General features: G+C 66.0%; 15 protein-coding genes and 1 pseudogene. 8 read left to right on the plus strand and 8 right to left on the minus strand.

Annotated elements, in window-relative coordinates:
• Positions 1 to 84: 84 nt before the first annotated feature.
• The 3 genes from AC5Y4D_RS04005 to AC5Y4D_RS04015 are packed head-to-tail and all read right to left on the minus strand — an operon-like array spanning position 85 to position 3,843.
• Positions 85 to 1,377, minus strand: a complete 1,293-nt coding sequence (locus AC5Y4D_RS04005) for a D-arabinono-1,4-lactone oxidase (RefSeq protein WP_500036431.1) — start codon at positions 1,375 to 1,377, stop codon at positions 85 to 87.
• Positions 1,374 to 2,597, minus strand: a complete 1,224-nt coding sequence (locus AC5Y4D_RS04010) for an amino acid deaminase/aldolase (RefSeq protein ID WP_500036432.1) — start codon at positions 2,595 to 2,597, stop codon at positions 1,374 to 1,376. The genes AC5Y4D_RS04005 and AC5Y4D_RS04010 overlap by 4 nt, the downstream gene beginning before the upstream one ends.
• 25 nt (positions 2,598 to 2,622) lie before the next feature.
• Positions 2,623 to 3,843: a CaiB/BaiF CoA transferase family protein gene (locus AC5Y4D_RS04015; RefSeq protein WP_500036433.1), complete on the minus strand. Its 1,221-nt coding sequence runs from the start codon at positions 3,841 to 3,843 to the stop codon at positions 2,623 to 2,625.
• 157 nt (positions 3,844 to 4,000) lie between these two features.
• Between AC5Y4D_RS04015 and AC5Y4D_RS04020 the strand changes: the two genes are divergently transcribed.
• The 7 genes from AC5Y4D_RS04020 to AC5Y4D_RS04050 are packed head-to-tail and all read left to right on the plus strand — an operon-like array spanning position 4,001 to position 11,766.
• Positions 4,001 to 5,011 carry a thiamine pyrophosphate-dependent dehydrogenase E1 component subunit alpha gene (locus AC5Y4D_RS04020; protein ID WP_500036434.1) on the plus strand — a complete coding sequence of 337 codons (1,011 nt, stop codon included), beginning with the start codon at positions 4,001 to 4,003 and terminating at the stop codon, positions 5,009 to 5,011.
• A gap of 14 nt (positions 5,012 to 5,025) precedes the next feature.
• Positions 5,026 to 6,036 carry an alpha-ketoacid dehydrogenase subunit beta gene (locus AC5Y4D_RS04025; RefSeq protein WP_500036470.1) on the plus strand — a complete coding sequence of 337 codons (1,011 nt, stop codon included), beginning with the start codon at positions 5,026 to 5,028 and terminating at the stop codon, positions 6,034 to 6,036.
• Positions 6,029 to 6,265, plus strand: a complete 237-nt coding sequence (locus AC5Y4D_RS04030; protein ID WP_500036435.1) for a lipoyl domain-containing protein — start codon at positions 6,029 to 6,031, stop codon at positions 6,263 to 6,265. The genes AC5Y4D_RS04025 and AC5Y4D_RS04030 overlap by 8 nt, the downstream gene beginning before the upstream one ends.
• 27 nt (positions 6,266 to 6,292) lie before the next feature.
• Positions 6,293 to 7,165 carry an enoyl-CoA hydratase-related protein gene (locus tag AC5Y4D_RS04035; RefSeq protein ID WP_500036436.1) on the plus strand — a complete coding sequence of 291 codons (873 nt, stop codon included), beginning with the start codon at positions 6,293 to 6,295 and terminating at the stop codon, positions 7,163 to 7,165.
• An 8-nt stretch (positions 7,166 to 7,173) separates the two neighbouring features.
• Positions 7,174 to 8,694, plus strand: coding sequence for an acyl-CoA synthetase (locus AC5Y4D_RS04040; protein WP_500036437.1), 1,521 nt, complete (start codon positions 7,174 to 7,176; stop codon positions 8,692 to 8,694).
• Positions 8,695 to 8,707: 13 nt separating this feature from the next.
• Positions 8,708 to 10,069: an aromatic ring-hydroxylating oxygenase subunit alpha gene (locus AC5Y4D_RS04045; protein WP_500036438.1), complete on the plus strand. Its 1,362-nt coding sequence runs from the start codon at positions 8,708 to 8,710 to the stop codon at positions 10,067 to 10,069.
• Positions 10,066 to 11,766, plus strand: coding sequence for an FAD-binding protein (locus AC5Y4D_RS04050; protein WP_500036439.1), 1,701 nt, complete (start codon positions 10,066 to 10,068; stop codon positions 11,764 to 11,766). The genes AC5Y4D_RS04045 and AC5Y4D_RS04050 overlap by 4 nt, the downstream gene beginning before the upstream one ends.
• On the opposite strand, the gene AC5Y4D_RS04055 is transcribed toward AC5Y4D_RS04050, so the two are convergent.
• The 3 genes from AC5Y4D_RS04055 to AC5Y4D_RS04065 are packed head-to-tail and all read right to left on the minus strand — an operon-like array spanning position 11,763 to position 14,274.
• On the minus strand, positions 11,763 to 12,602 hold the full coding sequence (locus AC5Y4D_RS04055; protein WP_500036440.1) for an enoyl-CoA hydratase-related protein: 840 nt from the start codon (positions 12,600 to 12,602) through the stop codon (positions 11,763 to 11,765). The genes AC5Y4D_RS04050 and AC5Y4D_RS04055 overlap by 4 nt on opposite strands.
• 24 nt (positions 12,603 to 12,626) lie before the next feature.
• A complete protein-coding gene (locus AC5Y4D_RS04060) occupies positions 12,627 to 13,166 on the minus strand; it encodes a class I SAM-dependent methyltransferase (RefSeq protein WP_499942533.1) in 540 nt (179 codons plus the stop codon).
• Positions 13,167 to 13,176: 10 nt separating this feature from the next.
• A complete protein-coding gene (locus AC5Y4D_RS04065) occupies positions 13,177 to 14,274 on the minus strand; it encodes an NAD-dependent epimerase/dehydratase family protein (protein WP_499942536.1) in 1,098 nt (365 codons plus the stop codon).
• Between the two features lie 166 nt (positions 14,275 to 14,440).
• On the opposite strand from AC5Y4D_RS04065, the gene AC5Y4D_RS04070 reads away from it, so the two are divergent.
• A complete protein-coding gene (locus AC5Y4D_RS04070) occupies positions 14,441 to 15,034 on the plus strand; it encodes a TetR/AcrR family transcriptional regulator (protein WP_500036441.1) in 594 nt (197 codons plus the stop codon).
• Between the two features lie 33 nt (positions 15,035 to 15,067).
• Here AC5Y4D_RS04070 and AC5Y4D_RS04075 read toward each other — a convergent pair.
• A pseudogene (locus AC5Y4D_RS04075) lies at positions 15,068 to 16,428 on the minus strand (HNH endonuclease signature motif containing protein).
• An 88-nt stretch (positions 16,429 to 16,516) separates the two neighbouring features.
• Complete coding sequence (locus tag AC5Y4D_RS04080; protein WP_500036442.1) at positions 16,517 to 17,743, minus strand: hypothetical protein; 1,227 nt, start codon at positions 17,741 to 17,743, stop codon at positions 16,517 to 16,519.
• Positions 17,744 to 17,900 lie beyond the last annotated feature (157 nt).

Below are 17,900 nucleotides of genomic sequence, written 5' to 3' on the forward strand. Positions count from 1 at the left end.
CTACGACCGTCGGCTGCCGATTTCGCTGGGTTGTTGGCAGCCAATGACTTTGGTCCCTGGAAGTCGGGCCCTTCGTCTCGCAGGTCAGGGGCCGAGCACGCGGCGGGTGTAGTCGTTGCGGAAGACGCGATCGGGGTCGAGTCGATCGCGGACGGCGACGAACCGGTCCCAGTCGGGGTAACGCGGGCGTAGCGTGGCAGCGCTCTGATAGTGCCGCTTGCCCCAATGCGGCCGTCCCGCATACTCGTCCATGATCTCCTCGACGGCACGGAAGTAGCTTTCGAACTCCATACCGGTGAACTGGTGCACCGCTATGTAGCAGGTGTCGCGGCCGTACGCGGTCGACAGAAAAGCGTCGTCGGACGCGGCGAAGCGCACCTCGAGGGGGAACATGATCGGCAACCGGCGCCGGCGCACGACGTCGATCACCCGCTGGACGGCGATCTGCGCGTGTTCGCGCGGAATCGCGTACTCCATCTCGGTGAATTTCACGTTGCGCTCGCTGGCATAGACCTTCCAGCCGTGGTCCTGGATTTGCGCCGGCGACATCAGGCCGGTGAGCAACCGGTTCAGCGCGGGCGCGGCGTGCGGAAACCGCCGTCCGGCGCGGCAGATGACGTTCAGGCCGATGTTCTCGAACTCTTCGCCGAGTTTTTTCCGCCACCGCGGCTGTGGTCGGGGTTCCTCGTTGCTGCGCCGCGTGCTGCGGGTCAAGGCGGTGTCGCCGTAGGGAAAGACGAAGAATTCGAAGTGGTCGTTGCCGTCGACATGTTCGTCGAGCTGCTCGAGCGTCTGGCTCAGCGGCCGCAGCTCGTCCTGGCGGTGCAAGGTGAACAGCGGAACCACCTTGAACGTGACCTGGGAGATCACGCCCAGCGCCCCGAGCGACACCCGCGCGGCCAGATAAGCCTCCTCGTCTGACCGAGCGGACACCTGCAGGACGTCACCGCCAGCGGTGACCAGCCGCGCCCCGACGAGCTGGGCGGACACGTTCTGGAACCGGGCGCCGGTGCCGTGCGTAGCGGTCGCCGTCGCTCCGGTGATCGACTGCTTGTCGATATCGCCCTGATTTTCAATCCCGAACCCGCGTCGGGCCAGCTGCCCGAACAGCGAATGCAGTTGTGCGCCACCCTCGACCGTAGCCAGCCCGTTGGCCGCATCGAGGTCGACGATGCGCTGCAGACCGGTCATGTCGATCATGACGCCGTCAGTGCAGGCGCAGTCGGTGAACGAGTGCCCGGTCCCCACCGCACGAACCGGTTCGCCGCGTTGCGCTGCGCGGGCGACGATCTCGACCAGTTCGGCTTCCGAGGTCGGGCGTTCGATCGCCGCCGGCGCGCAGATCTGATCGCCGGCCCAATTGGTCCATGTCGTCATAGGAACGTCTGCCCCTCCCCGCGGTACGTCGGGACGGTGTCGACGATCGCCGCGCCACGTATCAGGTACAGCCGGTCGAACCGCTCGCACAACTCGCCGGCCTTGGTGTGGCGGAAATACACCTTCTCACCGACTTTCAGCCGCCGTGCGGCTTCGCCGGTCAGAGGTGTCTGGACTTCGCCGGTGCCTTCCAGCGCATTCAGCTTCAGACCGGTCGGCAGGTACGGCGTCGGCATCCGGTCTTTGGCGCCCACCCCGCTGGCCAGATAGCCACCGCCGAGCGCGGTCACCGTCTTGTCGTCGGGACGGCGCGATACCGGCAGCGCGAACATCGCCGCCGGCTGCAGGGTGAAAGTGGAATAGGAGTCGAACAGTGTCGGAGCGTAGAACCCCGAGCCCGCGGTGGCCTCCGTCATTGCCGGTTCCCGGGCGACCAGTTGTAAGTCTCCGGTGCCGCCGGCGTTGACGATTTCGAGATCGGCGACTTCGCGCACGAGATCCACTGCGCGGGCGCGACGTTCACTCAGTTCGGCGATGGAACGGCGCTGCATCCAGCCCACGACCGCATTCTGCGCGCGTTTTCCGGAAACCTGGTCACCCAGCCCGGCGATGTGCCCCTCGTAGGACATCAGCGCGACGAGCTTGAGCGCCGGGCGTCTGGCGATCTCCTCGGCGAGCGCGCGGGCCTGTTTCGGAGTGTGCAACGGCGAGCGTTTGGGCCCGATCTTCAGCCGGCCGCCGGCCCACCAGAGACCCGCGTCCAAGTCCAGGCATAACCGGATGGGCTGGTCGGTCACCGCCTGGATCAGGTCGAGATGTTCGACGCTGTCGACCATCACGATCGGTGCTCTCGTCGGATCCGCGGCGGTGAGCTCGCCGAGTTCGCGCAGCGCCGCGCGGTCTGTCGTCGGGTAGGCGAGCAGCAGGTTGCCGAAACCGTGACCGGCCAACCACAGTGTCTCGCGCAGGGTAAAGGTCATCAGGCCCTCGAAGCGCGGGCTGGACTCGAGGATCTCACGCTGTAACGGCCTGCACCGCAACGACTTCGACGCCACCCGGATCGGCTTGTCGCCCGCCCGGCGCAGCATCTGCCCCGCGTTGTGCCACATCGCGTCGAGGTCTACGAACGCAAACGGCGCATCGAGATCGGCGAAGGCATGCTCGTAGCGTTGCAGCCGGCCGGGTGAATCCAGCCTGACCTGCTCGTCACCGGCATGCACGCCGTCACCCTAGACGAAATCGCGGTCAAAGGATCGCTTTGGCGTCCTTCGCGGCCGCGATCTCGTCCCAACCCAGGTCGAGTTCGAGCAGTATCTCTTCGGTGTGCTGGCCGTGTTCGGGCGCACGCGTGGGGCCGGGCGGGGTCTCGTCGAATTGGACCGGCGCGGCCACGGTCCGGTACTTCTCGCCCCGGTCGTCGACATTGGTGATCACGTAGCCGTTGGGTTCCACCTGCGGATCGTCGAGGGTTTCCCGCGGCGTGGCCAACGCGCCCCATACCCCTGGCTCGTCCTCCAGCACCTGGCGCCAATGCGCAAGGTCTTGGGCGGCAAAAGCTTTGACGAAGATGTCCGTCGCTTCGGTGGCGTTGGCGATCAGATTACTCGACGGCACGAACCGCTCGTCGTCGACGAGTTCGGGCAGACCCATGCGACGGCAGAAGTCGGCCCAGAACTTGTCGGGTTGCAGGAAGACCAGCTGAATCCACCTGTCGTCCTTGGTTTTATACCGGGTTACCAACGGATTGATCGCCAACCCTGGTGGTGCGCCCGGGATGCCGTCCATGTCGAACAGGTCGGCCACCGAAATGGACGGCGCGATGGCCCACATCGCCTGCGCCAGCAACGACGAGTCGACGATACTTGGCGCACCGGTGCGTTCCCGGTGGAACAACGCCGCACACACGCCGCCGGCCAGCGTCGCGCCGCCCTGCAGGTCACCGAACGCCGGACCCTGGACCGCCGGGTTCTCGGTGCCGAACGGAGTGAGCGTGTAGGCCACCCCGCCCCGGGCCAGGTAGGTGGCGGCGTCGAATCCGCCACGGTCCCGATCCGGACCGCGCACGCCCAGGCCGGTGCCCCGGGCAATGATGATGTCCGGGTTGAATGCCCGAATGTCGTCGACCGTCAACCGGGCCCGCTCCAGCGCGCCGGGCAGCCAATTCGTCAGAAACACATCCGCCGAAGCCAATAACCGGCCGAACAGCGCTCGGCCGGTGTCGGACTTGATGTCGATCGCGATGCTGCGTTTGCCCCGGTTGCTCAGCTCCAGGATGAAGTCGACGTCAGCGCGTGCCGCCGCACGGGTGAAGCCGCCAACCACCAGCGCGCGCCCCGGGTCTCCGGAGGCAACGCCTTCGACCTTGATTACGTCGGCACCCCAGTCAGCCAGGGCGACTCCGGCCGACGGCACGTACGTCCAGGACGCCAGTTCGACCACCCGCACCCCGGAGAGCATGCCCGCCATCGCCTACCCCTTTAGTGACGTACGTCATTTCTTGCTATTTTAGATATTCTAGCTACTGTAAGGAATGAGTTGGCCCGGCTGGCCGGACCACGTGCACACGGAGCCGGACATGGGGGCAGCGCTGACGACGAAAGACTCTGCGAGGCAAGCAGTTTGCATGCTGGCCGCCGAGGGTGCCGGCAGCCCCAAAAGTCCAGCCGGGTCGGTCGAGCGGCGCCTGTATGAGTTGATGGCGCTGATGAAGGCGGCCGACGACCGGTTGTCCAAGGGCATCGGCACCGGTGAGTTCATGTGCGTGTACTGGCCGTCGCGCGGTCAGGAAGCCGTCGCCACCGCCATGGCAGTGACCCTGCGCCCCGGCGACCAGTTGGTGACGACCTATCGCGGGTTGCACGATCTGATCGGCAAGGGCGTGCCCCTCGAGGAGATCTACGGCGAGATGATGGGCCGGGTCGTCGGCGCTGCCCGGGGCAAGGGCGGCACCATGCACATCGCCAATCCTGGTGTGGGAGTGATGTTCTCGACCGGGATCGTCGGAGCCGGGCCGCCCGTGGCGGTGGGCCTGGCGATGGCGGGCAAACGCAGGGGACTCGACCGCGTCACCGTGGTCAGCTTCGGCGACGGCGCCACCAACACCGGCTCGTTCCACGAGGCGGCCAACATGGCCGCGTTGTGGGATCTACCGCTGGTCTTCGTCTGCCAGAACAACCTGTACGCCGAGATGACGCCGACGTCGGACACGATGAAGCTCGAGCACGTCGCCGACCGCGCCGCCGGGTACGGGATGCCGGGCGTGCGGGTCGACGGCAACGACCCGCTCGCGGTGAAGGCGGCGCTGGACGAGGCACTGGACCGGGCGCGGCGCGGCGACGGACCGACCTTCGTCGAGTGCGTGACGTTCCGGTTCCGCGGTCACTATTTCGGGGACCGGATGCCCTACATCCCGAAGGATCAGCTCGCCGCGGCGCTGGCCGCCGACCCGGTGCCGCGGTTCCGCGGGTATCTGGTCGATGCCGGAATATGCGGAAGCGACGAACTCGACCGCATCGACACCGACGCCGCGGCGAGGGTCGAGGCGGCGCTGCGCACGGTGCTGAGCGCCGACCCGCCGTCCACCGGGGAACTCGACCAGGACGTGTATGCGACGCCGATCAGATTCCCGGCATGAGGCTGGAAAACCGCATGGCAGAAGAAGAAATGACGATGCGCGAGGCGCTCAACCTCGCGCTGGACCAGGCGCTGGCAGCCGACGATCGGGTGTTCCTGCTCGGCGAGGACATCGCCGACCCGGGTGCGTCCGGACCCACCGCGGGACTGTCGTCGAAGTACGGTCACGAGCGGGTGCTGGACACGCCGATCTCCGAAGCGGCCATCGTCGGTGCCGCGATCGGTGCCGCGATCGACGGGCTGATCCCGGTGGCCGAGATCATGATCATGGACTTCATCGGTATCGCCGCCGACCAGCTGATCAACAGCGCCGCCAAACTGCGGTTCATGACGGCGGGTCGCACCACCGCGCCGATCACCATCCGCACCCAGGTCTACGCCGGCCTGGCGACCGGGGCGACGCACTCCCAGTCCCTGGAAGCCTGGTTCATGCACATCCCAGGCATGAAGGTCATCGTCCCGTCCACCCCACGCGACGGCAAAGGTCTGCTGACCGCGGCGATCTTCGACCCGGACCCGTGCCTGTTCGTCGAGACGATCCGGTTGCAGAGCCGCAAGGGACCGGTCCCGCTCGACGCCGGCTTCGCAATCCCGTTGGGACAGGCCGATATCAAACGTCCGGGAACCGACGTGAGCCTGATCGGCTACGGCCGGGCGGTGCACGACGCGCTCGCGGCGGCGGCCACGCTGGCCGAACAGGACGTCAGCGCCGAAGTCGTCGACCTGCGCACCCTGGTGCCGCTGGACGTCGAGACCATCGTCGAATCCGGTCGCCGTACAAAGCGAGTGGTGATCGTGCACGACGCCGTCCAGTTCGCCGGGCCGGGAGCCGAGATCGCTGCGATCCTGCACTCCGAACTGTTCGGCGAACTTGCCGCGCCGATCGAGCGGGTCGCCGCCCGGTTCGTGCCCAATCCGGCCGCGCCGGCATTGGAAGCACAGATGTATCCCTCGCCGGCGCGGATCGTCGCAGCGGCCCGACGCACCCTGGAAAAGTCCCGCGAGAAAGCCAGAGTGCGTGGCTGACTTCATCATTCGGATCCCCCGGGTGTCGGTGGCCGTCTCGGAAGCCGAACTCACCGACCTGCTCGTCGACGCCGGCGACTACGTCGACGAGGGCACCCCGATCTACGTGATCGCCACCGAGAAGGTGGAGCAGGAAATCGAGGCCGGCGCCGCGGGAACCGTGCAGTGGACCGGCCAGGTTGGGACGACCTACGACATCGGCGCCCAAATCGGCGTCATCACTTCATAATCCGGACTAGCGAAAGGTACTCCCCCGATGGACCTCAACGAGACCCGCGAGCGGATCATCTACGAAAAGGAAGGTGCGATCGCGCGGGTGATTCTGAACTGGCCGGAGAAGGCCAACGCCCAGGACCAGAAACTGGCCGAGGAGGTCGACGCCGCACTGCTGGACGCGGACCGCGATTACGACATCAAGGTGCTGATCCTGAAGGCGAACGGCAAAGGCTTCTGCTCGGGTCACGCGATCGGCAACAACGCCGTCGACTACCCGGATTTCGTCACCGCCGCCGGGGTGATGGGCACGCCGTGGAAGCCGCAGACCGACCTGTTCGTCAAGCCGATCCTCAACTTGTGGGAATTCTCCAAGCCGACCATCGCGCAGGTACACGGTTACTGCATCGGCGGCGGCACGCATTACGGGCTGACCACCGACATCGTCATCGCCGCCGATGACGCCTACTTCTCCTATCCGCCGCTGCAGGGCTTCGGTATGCCATCGGGCGAATGCTCCATCGAGCCTTGGGTTTTCATGAACTGGCGCCGTGCGGCGTATTACCTGTACCTGGCCGAGGTGATCGACGCCAAGAAGGCGCTGGAAGTCGGTCTGGTCAACGAAGTGGTTCCCCGCGACCAGCTGGACGCGCGGGTGGAGGCGATCGCCCGCCACATCGCGCAGGCCCCGATGACGACGCTGCTGGCCACCAAGGCCAATCTCAAGCGTGCCTGGGAACTGATGGGCATGCGGGTGCACTGGCAGAGTTCCAACGACCTTGTCGCGCTCGCCTCGATCAGCAAAGACGTGCAGCAATTGATTCAGACCGTGTTCAAGGACAAGGTGCTGCCGTCCGAGCAGGCCCGGCGCCAGGCCGCCGCGGCAGCTTCGACCGACGGCGCCGCCACTTCCTGAGTCAGCCGATGAACATCGCCGATCATGCGAGCACAGCGCCGGATTCGCCGGCACTGCTCACCGATGACGGCGTGATCACGTTCGGTCAGTTGTACGCCCGCAGCCAGCGGGTCGCCGCGGCGCTGCACGATGCCGGGTTGCGCCGGGGTGACGGGGTGGCGCTGATCTTGCCGAATCGCCCCGAGTTCTTCGAGATCACCTGGGGCTGCCAGCTTTCCGGTTTGTACTACACCGCGGTCAACACTCATTTCACTGCCGACGAAGTCGCTTACGTCATCGACGATTCCGACGCCAAGGCGGTCTTCGTGGATCCATCCCTACAGGGACTTGCGCGAGGTCTCCGGAAAGTCGACGTGCAGGTGGCTGTCGGGGATCGCCTGCCGGTCCCGAATGCATACGAGGACCTGCTGGCGGCGGCCGGCGCGGCGCCCCCGGTGTCGGACGGGTCGGAGATGCTGTACTCCTCGGGCACCACCGGGCGGCCCAAAGCGGTACGTCGCCCACTTCCCGTCGACGGCAACGGATCCTGGGCGCAAGCGGTCCTGCAACTGGCTCTGACCCACAGGTACGGGATGGACCCGTCCAGTGTGTATCTCTCCCCCGCCCCGCTGTATCACGCCGCCGGCGTGAACTACACGATGGCCGTCAACCGGGTCGGGGCCGCCTCGGTGATCATGGAGAAGTTCGACGCCGAAACGGTGTTGCGCCTGATCGAGGAACATCGGGTCACCCACGCGCAGTTCGTGCCGACGATGTTCGTGCGGATGCTCAAGTTGCCCGCGGCCGTCCGGGCGAAGTACGACGTGTCCAGCCTGCAGTGCGTGATCCATGCGGCCGCGCCGTGCCCGGTGGACGTCAAGCACCGGATGATGGACTGGTTCGGTCCGATCATCCACGAATATTACGGCGGCACTGAGGGTTTCGCCGGCACCACGATCGGGCCCGAGGAGTGGCTGGCGCACCCGGGTTCGGTCGGCATCCCGATGACGGCCGTCCACGTCGTCGGTGAGGACGGCAGCGAGTTACCGGTCGGCGAATCCGGTGAGTTGTACTTCGAGGGCGGCCCCGACTTCGAGTATTTCAAGGACCCCGCCAAGACCGCCTCGGTCTACAACGAACGCGGCTGGCGCACACTGGGCGACGTCGGCCGGGTCGACGCGGACGGGTATCTCTACCTCACCGACCGTGCCACGTTCATGATCGTCTCCGGCGGGGTCAACATCTACCCGCAGGAAGTGGAGAGCCTGTTGGTGATGCATCCCAAACTCATCGACGCAGCCGTGTTCGGCGTGCCCAACGAGGAATACGGCGAGGAGGTCAAGGCCGTCGTACAGCCGGTAGCCGGCATCACACCCGGCGCCGACCTGGAGGCCGAGCTGATCGACTACTGCCGGACGCACCTGGCGACCTATAAATGTCCGCGCACCATCGAATTCGATGTCGAACTGCCGCGGGACCCGAACGGCAAGCTCTACAAGAGGCGCATCCGCGAACGCTACTGGCAGGGACGGATGTCGCGGATCTTATGAACGAGGACGAGGCATGGATGTGAACTGGACGCCGCTTCCGGTGCCGTGGGCGGTGCAGTCGCCGGATCGGATCCCCAAGCAGCGGTACTACGACCCGGACTTCTACGCGCTGGAGAACGAGAAGTTCTGGCCACGGGTGTGGCAGATGGCCTGCCGGCTCGAGGAGATCCCGAAGACCGGTGATTTCGTGGAGTACGAGATCCTCGACCAGTCCGTCATCGTGGTGCGGGTAGACGCCGAGACGGTGCGGGCCTACCACAACGCGTGCCGGCATCGCGGCGTGAAATTGGTGGAAGGCTCCGGGTCTCTGCCTGGATCCCGGCGCACCTTCGTCTGCCCGTTTCACGGCTGGTGCTGGAACATCGAGGGCCGCAACACGTTTGTCCTCCGGCCGGACGCGTTCGACGAGTCCAACTTGGACCCGCAGGATCTCGCCCTGGTGCCGGTCCGATGCGAAGTGTGGGGCGGGTGCGCGTGGATCAACCTCGACGACGACGCGCCGGGCCTGCGGGACTGCTTCGAACCGTTCGCGACGATCTACGACGCCTGGCGGGTCGAATCGCTGCGCACCGAATGGTGGCAGTCGTGCCGGCTCCCGGTGAACTGGAAGCTCGCGACTGCCGCGTTCATGGAGGGATACCATGTCCCGCAGACTCATCCGCAGCTGCTGCCGTCGGCGCAGCCCGGTGCCACACCGCCCGGGCTGATCGGAACCAGCCTGTATTTCATGCGTACTTTGGGCGAAGGCATGGCCGGCATGACCCACGCGAACGACATCCGAATTGCCGAGGGCCTGCAGGACATCGACCTGCCCGCCGACCCCGCCGAGGCGATGGCGGTGTGGAAGCGCACTTTGAACGACGCTGTGGTGCACTGGCATCGGGCCCGTGGCTGTGACATCCCCGACCTGAACGAATTGCAGCGCCGCGGCATCGTCGATGCGATCGGCTTCTGCTTCCCGCACTATTTCCTGTTGCCGCAGTACAGCAGTGCCTCGTCGTACCGCATTCGTCCCCTCGGCCCGGAGGAGACGTTGTTCGAGATCTGGTCGCTGACCCGCATCCCGCCCGATCAGGTCACCGGCAAACCGATTCCACCCGAGCCCATGGCACCCGATGATCCGCGCTGGCCCCCGATTCCGGCTCAAGACTTCTCCAACCTGCCCAAGCAACAGAAAGGACTGCACTCCAAGGGATTCGAGTTCATGCGGTTGTCCAGCCAGATCGAGGGGTTGATTTCCAACTTCGAACGCGTCATCGACGGCTTTCTCGCCGGCCTTCCGTACCGGGCGCTGGTGCCGGCGATCCAGAAGACCAACACCACCATCGACGTCCCGATCGCCGATCTCGGCTTCCAGGCAGGTGTCCGCCGATGAGTACCGTCAACTGGGACCGCTCCGTCGACCTGGTGATCGCGGGCAGCGGTGGCGGCGGCATGGTCGCCGGCCTGGCCGCTTTGGACGCTGGACTGCAACCGCTGATCGTCGAGAAACAAGGTCTGGTCGGCGGTTCGACGGGACTGTCCGGTGGCATCGTCTGGCTGCCCAACAACCCACTGATGCGCGCCGACGGTATCGCCGACTCACACGAGGACGGCCTGGCCTACCTGGCCGACGTGGTCGGTGACATCGGTGCGGCCTCCTCCCCCGCACGACGCGAGATGTTCCTCACCGCCGGCTACGAGATGATCAACTTCCTGTTGCGCAAGGGAGTTCGGCTCATCCGCTGCGCCGGCTGGAGCGACTATTACCCGAACCACAAGGGCGGCAACGAGTCCGGTCGAGCGGTCGAAGGCATCCCGTTCGACGCCGCCGAACTCGGTTCGTGGCGCGACAAAGTACAGCCTTCGCTGGCCAAGAATTACGGGTACGTGGTGCTGACCAACGAGCTGCGTTCGGTGCAGTACTACAACCGCGCGCCGCGCGCATTCGCGGTCGCGACCAAGGTATTCGCCCGGACCAGAGCCGCGCGCATCGCCCGTCGCCAGATCCTGACCAACGGTGCGTCGCTGATCGGGCAGCTGCTCAAAGTGCTGATCGAACTCAGCGACGGTCAGCCTCCGCTGTGGATCAACGCCGCCATGGACGATCTGATCGTCGAGGACGGCCGCGTGGTGGGCGCACGCATCATCCGCGACGGCACCCCGGTGAATGTCGAAGCGCGCAAGGGAATTCTGTTGGCCGCAGGGGGTTTCGGCCACAACGCGGATATGCGCCGGCAGTATAGCGGTGACCAGCCGAATGACGGCAAGTGGTCGATCGCCAACGCCGGTGACACCGGCGAGGTGCTGCAGGCCGCGATGCGCCTTGGTGCCAAGACCGATCTGCTGGACGAAGCGTGGTGGCTGCCCTCGGTTTTCATCGCCAACGGCGGCGCGGCCGCGGCGTCGCTGGGTTCGGGCCGGCAACGTCCGGGGGCCATCTACGTCGACTCCACCGGCCGGCGGTTCTGCAACGAGTCGAATTCCTATGTCGAGGTGGGCAAGGCGATGTACGCCAACAAGGCGGTGCCGTGCTGGATGCTGTTCGACGACGGGTATGTGCGCCGCTATGTTGCCGGGACCAATCCGCTCAATCGTCAGCACCTGCCTCCCGCGCTGATCGAGAGTGGTGCGGTCAAACGCGCCGATACGCTGAGCGACCTGGCCCGCCAAATCGACCTTCCCGCTGACGAACTGACCCGAACCGTGCAGCGGTTCAATGCCTTCGCCGCCAAGGGGCTGGACCCCGATTTCGGCCGGGGGCAGTCGGCCTACAACGACTGCCTCGGCGATCCCGGCTACCGGCCCAACGCCGCCGTGGGCCCACTGGACCGGGCGCCCTATTACGCCACCAGAGTCCTGCCGGCCGATGTCGGCACCTGCGGCGGCGTGATCACCAACGAGCACGCCCAAGTTCTCGACGAGCAGGACCGGGTGATCGAGGGGCTGTACGCCACCGGGAATACCACGGCGACGGTGATGGGCCGAACCTATCCGGGGGCCGGGGCGAGCATCGCCAGCTCGATGGTGTTCGGCTACGTCGCCGCACGACACGCCGCGGGCCGCAAAGTCGCCGGCCAGATGAGCCGCTAGCCGGGCGCTTCGTCCCGGCCGATGAAGTCGCGGGGCTTCATGCCCGACTGCATCAGTTCGGCCCGGCGGGCCTGCACGTCGGACGCGGCGCCGACCATGTTGGTCAGGATGTGACTGACCTGCAGGTGCACCCGCATGCCCATCAGCTCCCAGGCCCGCTTGACGTTGTTCTTGACCGCCATCAGGGTGGTCAGCGGGATCTGGGCGATCTTGCGCGCCATCTCCTCGACGGTATCCTCGAGCTGATCACGCGGCACCACCTTGTTGAGTAGACCCCAGTCGAGGGCCTGCTCGGCCGTCAGCGTCGGCGCCAGCAGTAACCAGTCCATGGTGCGGTGCCAGTTCATCAGCAGCCACGGCTCGATCATGGTGTGACCGCCGGGCTCGCCGAGGCTTTGGGCAAGGGGCATCTGGAAATACGCGTCTTCGGAGGCAACGCAGAAGTCGGTCAGCAGGCCCAGATAGATCCCGCCGCCCATGCAGTAACCGTGGATCTGCGAGATCGTCGGCTTCGGGAACTCCCACAGGTACAGCGTCGGCCACAGGAACAGGTCGGCGGTGCCCTTGTAAAGGTCCTCGAAGTTGTCGCCGAAGTCGGGATAAGGGTTTTCGTCCGGGCCCCAGCGTGCGACGTGGCCGCCGCAGAAGCCTTTGCCGTTCGCCTTGAGGATGACGACCTTGATCTCCCGGTCACGATCCGCTTCGTGCAGGCAGGTGTCGACTTCTTCGACCAGTACGGCGTCTTTGGTGTTGGCCTTGCCGACCCGGTTGAGAATGATTCGCGCGATTGGTGGTTCGCGCTCGTAGATGACCGCTTCGAGGACGCGCCGCTCCATCTTCGTGACACTACATCTCGCACGTCAGGCACGTGCCAAAAGCCACGCGTGACCGTCACCCTCGCCGCTCGCCACTACGTCCAGTTGGGCGAACACAGCCGGTAGTTCACCGGCTGCTGCCCGGAACTCGCCCGGTGCGGCGTCGACCTCGCTGAGCGTCGCGATCGCCAGGAGTCCGCCCGGTGCCAGCCGACCGATCAGGTCTTGATCGAGGCGACGGTCACGAAACTTGTTGCACAGGATCAGGTCCACCGGTTCGCCGGCCGGCAGCCCCTCGTCGAGGTCGACGACGTCGAAGCGGCAGCGACCGTCAACACCGTTGCGCCGAGCCAGATCTCGGGCGTGCCGGATGGCGACGTCGGAAACGTCCAGTCCCCACACGTGCAACCCCCGGATCGCCAACCAGACCGACGCCAGTCCCTGGCCGCAGGCGATATCCAACGCCCGTCCTGTCTCGGGTAGTAGATCGACATGAGCGGCAAGGACTTTCGGTGCAGCGACGGTCTGCGCGGGCCCCCGCCGGGTATAGCGTTCGTCCCAGCGGTGACGGTCCTGCGCGGTCATGGTGCCGACGTTACCGGCGCGCCGCCCCGGATTCCGCGGTCTCCGACGGGCGTGGGTCGCCGAATCGCTGGTGGATCGCGCGCATCGGATCGGCGGTGGTGCCGGGAAATCCGCGATAGGGCGACCGCCTGCGCAGATACCAGCGGACAACGGGAGCCGCCAAGCGCAGCGGGAAGCGCAACCAGCCGACCGCGGCGCGGGTCTCGTCCAGCATGCTGGAGAGTGAATGATGCTGGAACGCAAGCGCTTGCTGCGCGGGGCCGGTGTCCAGCCAGTCGGTGGCATACCAGGTCAGATCGTCGTCGGGATCGCCTGGCCGGCCCGCCGGGATGGCACCGGGCAGACCCATCGCTGCCGCGTAGTCGGATCCGATCTCGGCCTGGGTGATCCGGTGAGTGTGATCGCCGCCGATCAGGAAGATCTGCCGCACCTCGTCGGTGACGGTGGCCGCGCAGCACGCGTGGGCGACGTCGCGGACGTCGACGGTGTGGATGCGCCCGTCGGACGGCAGTACAGCCTCGAAGAACACCAGGTCGCGGTCAATTTCAAAGCGCGGTTTGGCGGTGAGCACGCCGCCCAGACGCAGCACCACCCAGTCCAGGTCGGACGTCACGACGCACTGCTCGGCCAACGACTTGTGCTGTCCGTACAGATCGGTCGGCCGCACCGGCGTGGTCGCCGTCAGCAGCGAGTCGTCACGATGGGGGTTGCGCGCACCGTAGACCGCGATACTGGATACCTGCACGAATCGCGGAGGGACCGTCAACTGCGACGCGGCCCTGACCAGGGTCGCGGTCGCGCTGACGTTGACGGCGAACGCAAGTTCAGGACGGGCATAGCAGAACGGCGGGATGATCGCCGCGAGATGAACGATGGCGGTTGGGGCGACAGTCTCGAGCAGAGCGGTGACGTCGTCGGGCGACGTGAGGTCGGCCCACCGGATCTGTACCGACGGATGTGCGGCGAGTTGCTGTGCGCGCTTGCGGTGCGCGGGCGCGTCGAGATCAGTGGCGATTACCTGACGGCCCCGCTCGGCCAGGGCGGCCACCACCGCGGAGCCGACCAGACCGAAGGCGCCGGTCACCAGTACCCGCTCGGCCGCACTCATACTGCCCCCACTCGTTTCTGGACACCTGTCTAGGTATTGCTTGTACGGTATCAATCGTCACCGCGGTACGGCAAGCGAGGACGATCTGGTCCGCAATCAACACGTGACGGTCCACTGTCTTCCGATGTGCTTGTCCCGAACGTTCCGCTTTTCCTACACTGGACGGGTGTCTAGAGAAGCGACGTCGCCTGCGACGAGCGACGTCAGCACTGCGCGTCGATCCGACCGGCGGCCGGGTCAGACCATCCGCAAAGTGCTCGACGCCGGGTTGGAGGAACTCCGCGAGTCCTCCTACGCCAACCTCACGATGCGCGCCGTGGCTCAGCGCGCGGGCGTGTCGCCGGCCAGCGCTTACACCTACTTTTCCTCCAAGAGCGCTCTGGTCGCGGCCGTGTATCTGCGCTTCCTGCGTGAGCTGCCGTTGCACACCGACGTCAACGACACCACCAAGACCCGGGTCAGCGCGACGATGCGGGACATGGCGCTGGTCGTGGCTGACGAGCCAGAGTTGACTGCCGGGTGCGGCGCTGCCCTGATGGCCGACGACCCCGCCGTCGCACCCTTGCGGAATGAGATCGCGGTCGAGGTGGCGCGGCGGATCGGTGCCGCGCTCGGCCCCGGCTGGCCCGGCGCAGTGAAGTCGACGCTGCAGATGACCTTCGCCGGCGCCTTGATGAGCGCGCGGTTCACCACCTATGGGGAAATTTCCGGGCAACTCGACGAGGCGGTGAATCTGATACTCGGGGCTTCCGTCGCGTAGGAATCTAAATCGGTTGTCTGACAGCAGTTCTGGCTACGGGCCGTCGTCGTCCTCGGGGATCAGGAGTTTCTCGGGGTGGTGGAAGGTGTTGATTCTGGGTTGGCCGTGGTCGAGGTGTGCTGGTGGGATCCATTCGGTGTGGCCTTGGGTGTTGGTGCGGGTGGTCCAGCCTTTTTCGGCTAGCCTGTTATCGGGGCCACAGGCCAGGGTGAGGTCGTTGATGTCGGTGCGGCCGGTTTTGCGCCAGGCGGTGACGTGGTGGACTTCGGAGTGGTAGGCCGGGGCGTCACAGCCGGGTCTGGTGCAGCCGAGGTCTTTGGCGCACAGCATGATCCGTTGGGCCGGGGGGCCAAGCGCTTGGTGTGATAGAGGGCTTGGGGTTTGGCGCCGTCGAAGATCGCCAAATAGTGGTGGGCGCCGCCGCCGGCCATGCGGATCAGATCACTCATGGGTAGGCGGGAGCCGCCGCCGGTGCGCGCCCACCCGCTAGCGGCTTCGAGTTCTGCCACGGTGGTGGTGGCGATGATGGTGACCGGCAGGCCGCGATGGCGGCCTAGTTTCCCGGAGGCCAGCAGTGCGCGTAGCCCGGGCAGCGCGTCGTGCTGGCGTTGGGGTCCCGAGCGGGTGTCGCGCTGCGCCTCATCGGGATCGGGTTCGCCGTCCACGCGTGGTGCCTCGTGTGCCGGGTTGCACATCCCCGGTGCGGCCAACTTCGTCCACGCCGCTTCGATCGCGGCCCGCAGCTCGGGGGTGACCAGCCCGCTTAGGCGCGACATGCCGTCGAACTCCTGCTTGCCCAGGATCAGGCCGCGTTGGCGGGCGCGTTCCTCCTCGGAGTAGTTGCCGTCGGGGTGCAGATAGGCCATCACTTCCTGGGCATATTTCTGCACTTGTTCGGGGCGAAAGTGGGTGGCTTTGTCGACCAGGTCGGCTTCGGCGTCCGCGCGGGTGCCCGCATCGACCGTCTCGGGCAGATGGGCCAGGAATTTGCGGATCAATCTGATGTGTTCATCGCCGATGAGTCCGGCGCCTTGGGCGGTCGCGGTCGCGGTGAGCAGCGGCGCCAACGCCTCCCCGGACAGCGCCTGGCGCGCGCCGAGGTCTTTGGCTTCGGCGATGCGCCGGCCGGCTTCGGCTTTAGAGATCCGCAACCGATCCGCCAACGCACTGCGCAACTTGCCGCCCAACTCCTCCTCGCCGGCGTGGGCGGCGAGTTGGTTGATCACCGCGTGCTGGGGTGTGCGCAGTTGGCGGGCTGCCCGTTCCAGGCGCTCTAGAGCCCGCATCCGCTCCGGGGTGGTGAACACCTCAAAGGACGACGCGCACAAACGATCCACGTCCGAATCGAGTGCGTCAAAGACCTCCACGATCTCTTCCCGCGTGCTCGCTGCCATACCTCAGATTCTAGGAACCGGCACCGACAACTCCCCGGCCCCGAGGGCGCACCTGTGCATAAACACTGTGAATAAGTCGCGGCAGTGATCACACGGGCGTGAGCGGCAACGACTTTCGTGGCTGGAAGACGAACGTCGACCCGCCGCTGAACTTGGCCACCGCGACTTCGGAGAATTCCTCTGCAGCCGTGTCGGTTTCGTGCACGATCGCAGTCCAGTCATCGGACGTGCCGCTGACTTCGACGGTCAGATGCGGATCGACCGCGGCGACGATCGCCTGCAACGGCTCGACCGACTCGGGCGAGACCAGCGCCGGCCACGCAGCGTCGTCGTGTGCAGGGGACCGATGCAGGTGCACGCGGTCCTCTTCGAACGAAGCCGATACGTACAGCGCGGGATTGAACAACGGATGCAACTCCAACACGCGCACCGCACCTTCGACGCCACCCGGCAGACCCATTGCCCGATGAATTCGCTCGGCGGCCAGACCCGCAAGGCCGATCAGCTGTTTGGTGCAGATCATGCGGGTCTTGTCCGCGTCACCCTGCGCGTGCTTCTCCACCGCCAGGACGAAGGAGAGGTAGAGCAGATGCATTTGCAGGCACACTTCGTCGGCGATCCGCACCAACGCGGACTGCGAGAACGCAGCAAAGTCGAAGTCGGACACCAGCGGACCGGAGTAGTCCGATTGCCCTGGCTCACTCTCGTCGATCGGGTCGAGTTCGGCTGTCGCCGCGCGGGTTCGGCCGATGATCTCGAGGGCTGGTATGAAACCGACTTCCGGGTACGACTCGTCGATGATCACCGTCCAGGCGCAGTGCGGGTGCCGATCCGCCGGCGTCCTGGGCGGCCGGTGGATCGGACGAACCTGCGCTTTGCGGTTGGTGGCCAGCGCGGTGGCGTCGAACGTCGGATCCTCGATGTCATGGCACATGCCACGCACGTACTCCTCGCCCATCGGTTCGACATCCAGCAGCGCACCGCAGTGATCGAGCTGGAACTCGCCGTGCCAGCGATCGTGCACCGTGTAGCGGAAGTCCATGAACTGTGGCGGGGCGCCGATGTCGAGTTGCAGGCCCTTGAAAATGGTGATGACGTCGACACCTTCGTACTTCAGCGCTCGCTGCATGCGCTTGGTGTAGATCGGGCTCGCGCCGGCCCATTCGTCGATGGCGATCTGCAACATGGCTTCGCGGCCGAATTGCTGTATGCACCAAGCCATTCCGGATCGGTCGATCATCTGGCCGATCAACAGCAACTCCGGCACCAGGATGGTGAGTTGCTCACGGGTGAGGGCGGCGTACCTGCTGGTCATACGCGATCCTTCGGTCTGCGTCGTGTGGCGGTCCGGCGGTGACCGCGGGTTCGCGCCTAGTTGCCCAGTTCGACGGCTCGAGTGGGCTGCACTCGGCCCCAATTATGGACAGGTGTCTGATTATCCTTCGAACTCTAGCCGACCGCTTTCCCAACGG

Source organism: Mycobacterium sp. NGS67, from assembly GCF_059812185.1.

Bases quoted from the DNA above. Each gene is read 5' to 3' on its own strand.
- AC5Y4D_RS04005 (WP_500036431.1), bottom strand. From the start codon at position 1,377: ATGACGACATGGACCAATTGGGCCGGCGATCAGATCTGCGCGCCGGCG.
- AC5Y4D_RS04015 (WP_500036433.1), bottom strand. From the start codon at position 3,843: ATGGCGGGCATGCTCTCCGGGGTGCGGGTGGTCGAACTGGCGTCCTGG.
- AC5Y4D_RS04020 (WP_500036434.1), top strand. From the start codon at position 4,001: ATGCTGGCCGCCGAGGGTGCCGGCAGCCCCAAAAGTCCAGCCGGGTCG.
- AC5Y4D_RS04025 (WP_500036470.1), top strand. From the start codon at position 5,026: ATGGCAGAAGAAGAAATGACGATGCGCGAGGCGCTCAACCTCGCGCTG.
- AC5Y4D_RS04035 (WP_500036436.1), top strand. From the start codon at position 6,293: ATGGACCTCAACGAGACCCGCGAGCGGATCATCTACGAAAAGGAAGGT.
- AC5Y4D_RS04040 (WP_500036437.1), top strand. From the start codon at position 7,174: ATGAACATCGCCGATCATGCGAGCACAGCGCCGGATTCGCCGGCACTG.
- AC5Y4D_RS04045 (WP_500036438.1), top strand. From the start codon at position 8,708: ATGGATGTGAACTGGACGCCGCTTCCGGTGCCGTGGGCGGTGCAGTCG.
- AC5Y4D_RS04050 (WP_500036439.1), top strand. From the start codon at position 10,066: ATGAGTACCGTCAACTGGGACCGCTCCGTCGACCTGGTGATCGCGGGC.
- AC5Y4D_RS04055 (WP_500036440.1), bottom strand. From the start codon at position 12,602: ATGGAGCGGCGCGTCCTCGAAGCGGTCATCTACGAGCGCGAACCACCA.
- AC5Y4D_RS04060 (WP_499942533.1), bottom strand. From the start codon at position 13,166: ATGACCGCGCAGGACCGTCACCGCTGGGACGAACGCTATACCCGGCGG.
- AC5Y4D_RS04065 (WP_499942536.1), bottom strand. From the start codon at position 14,274: ATGAGTGCGGCCGAGCGGGTACTGGTGACCGGCGCCTTCGGTCTGGTC.
- AC5Y4D_RS04080 (WP_500036442.1), bottom strand. From the start codon at position 17,743: ATGACCAGCAGGTACGCCGCCCTCACCCGTGAGCAACTCACCATCCTG.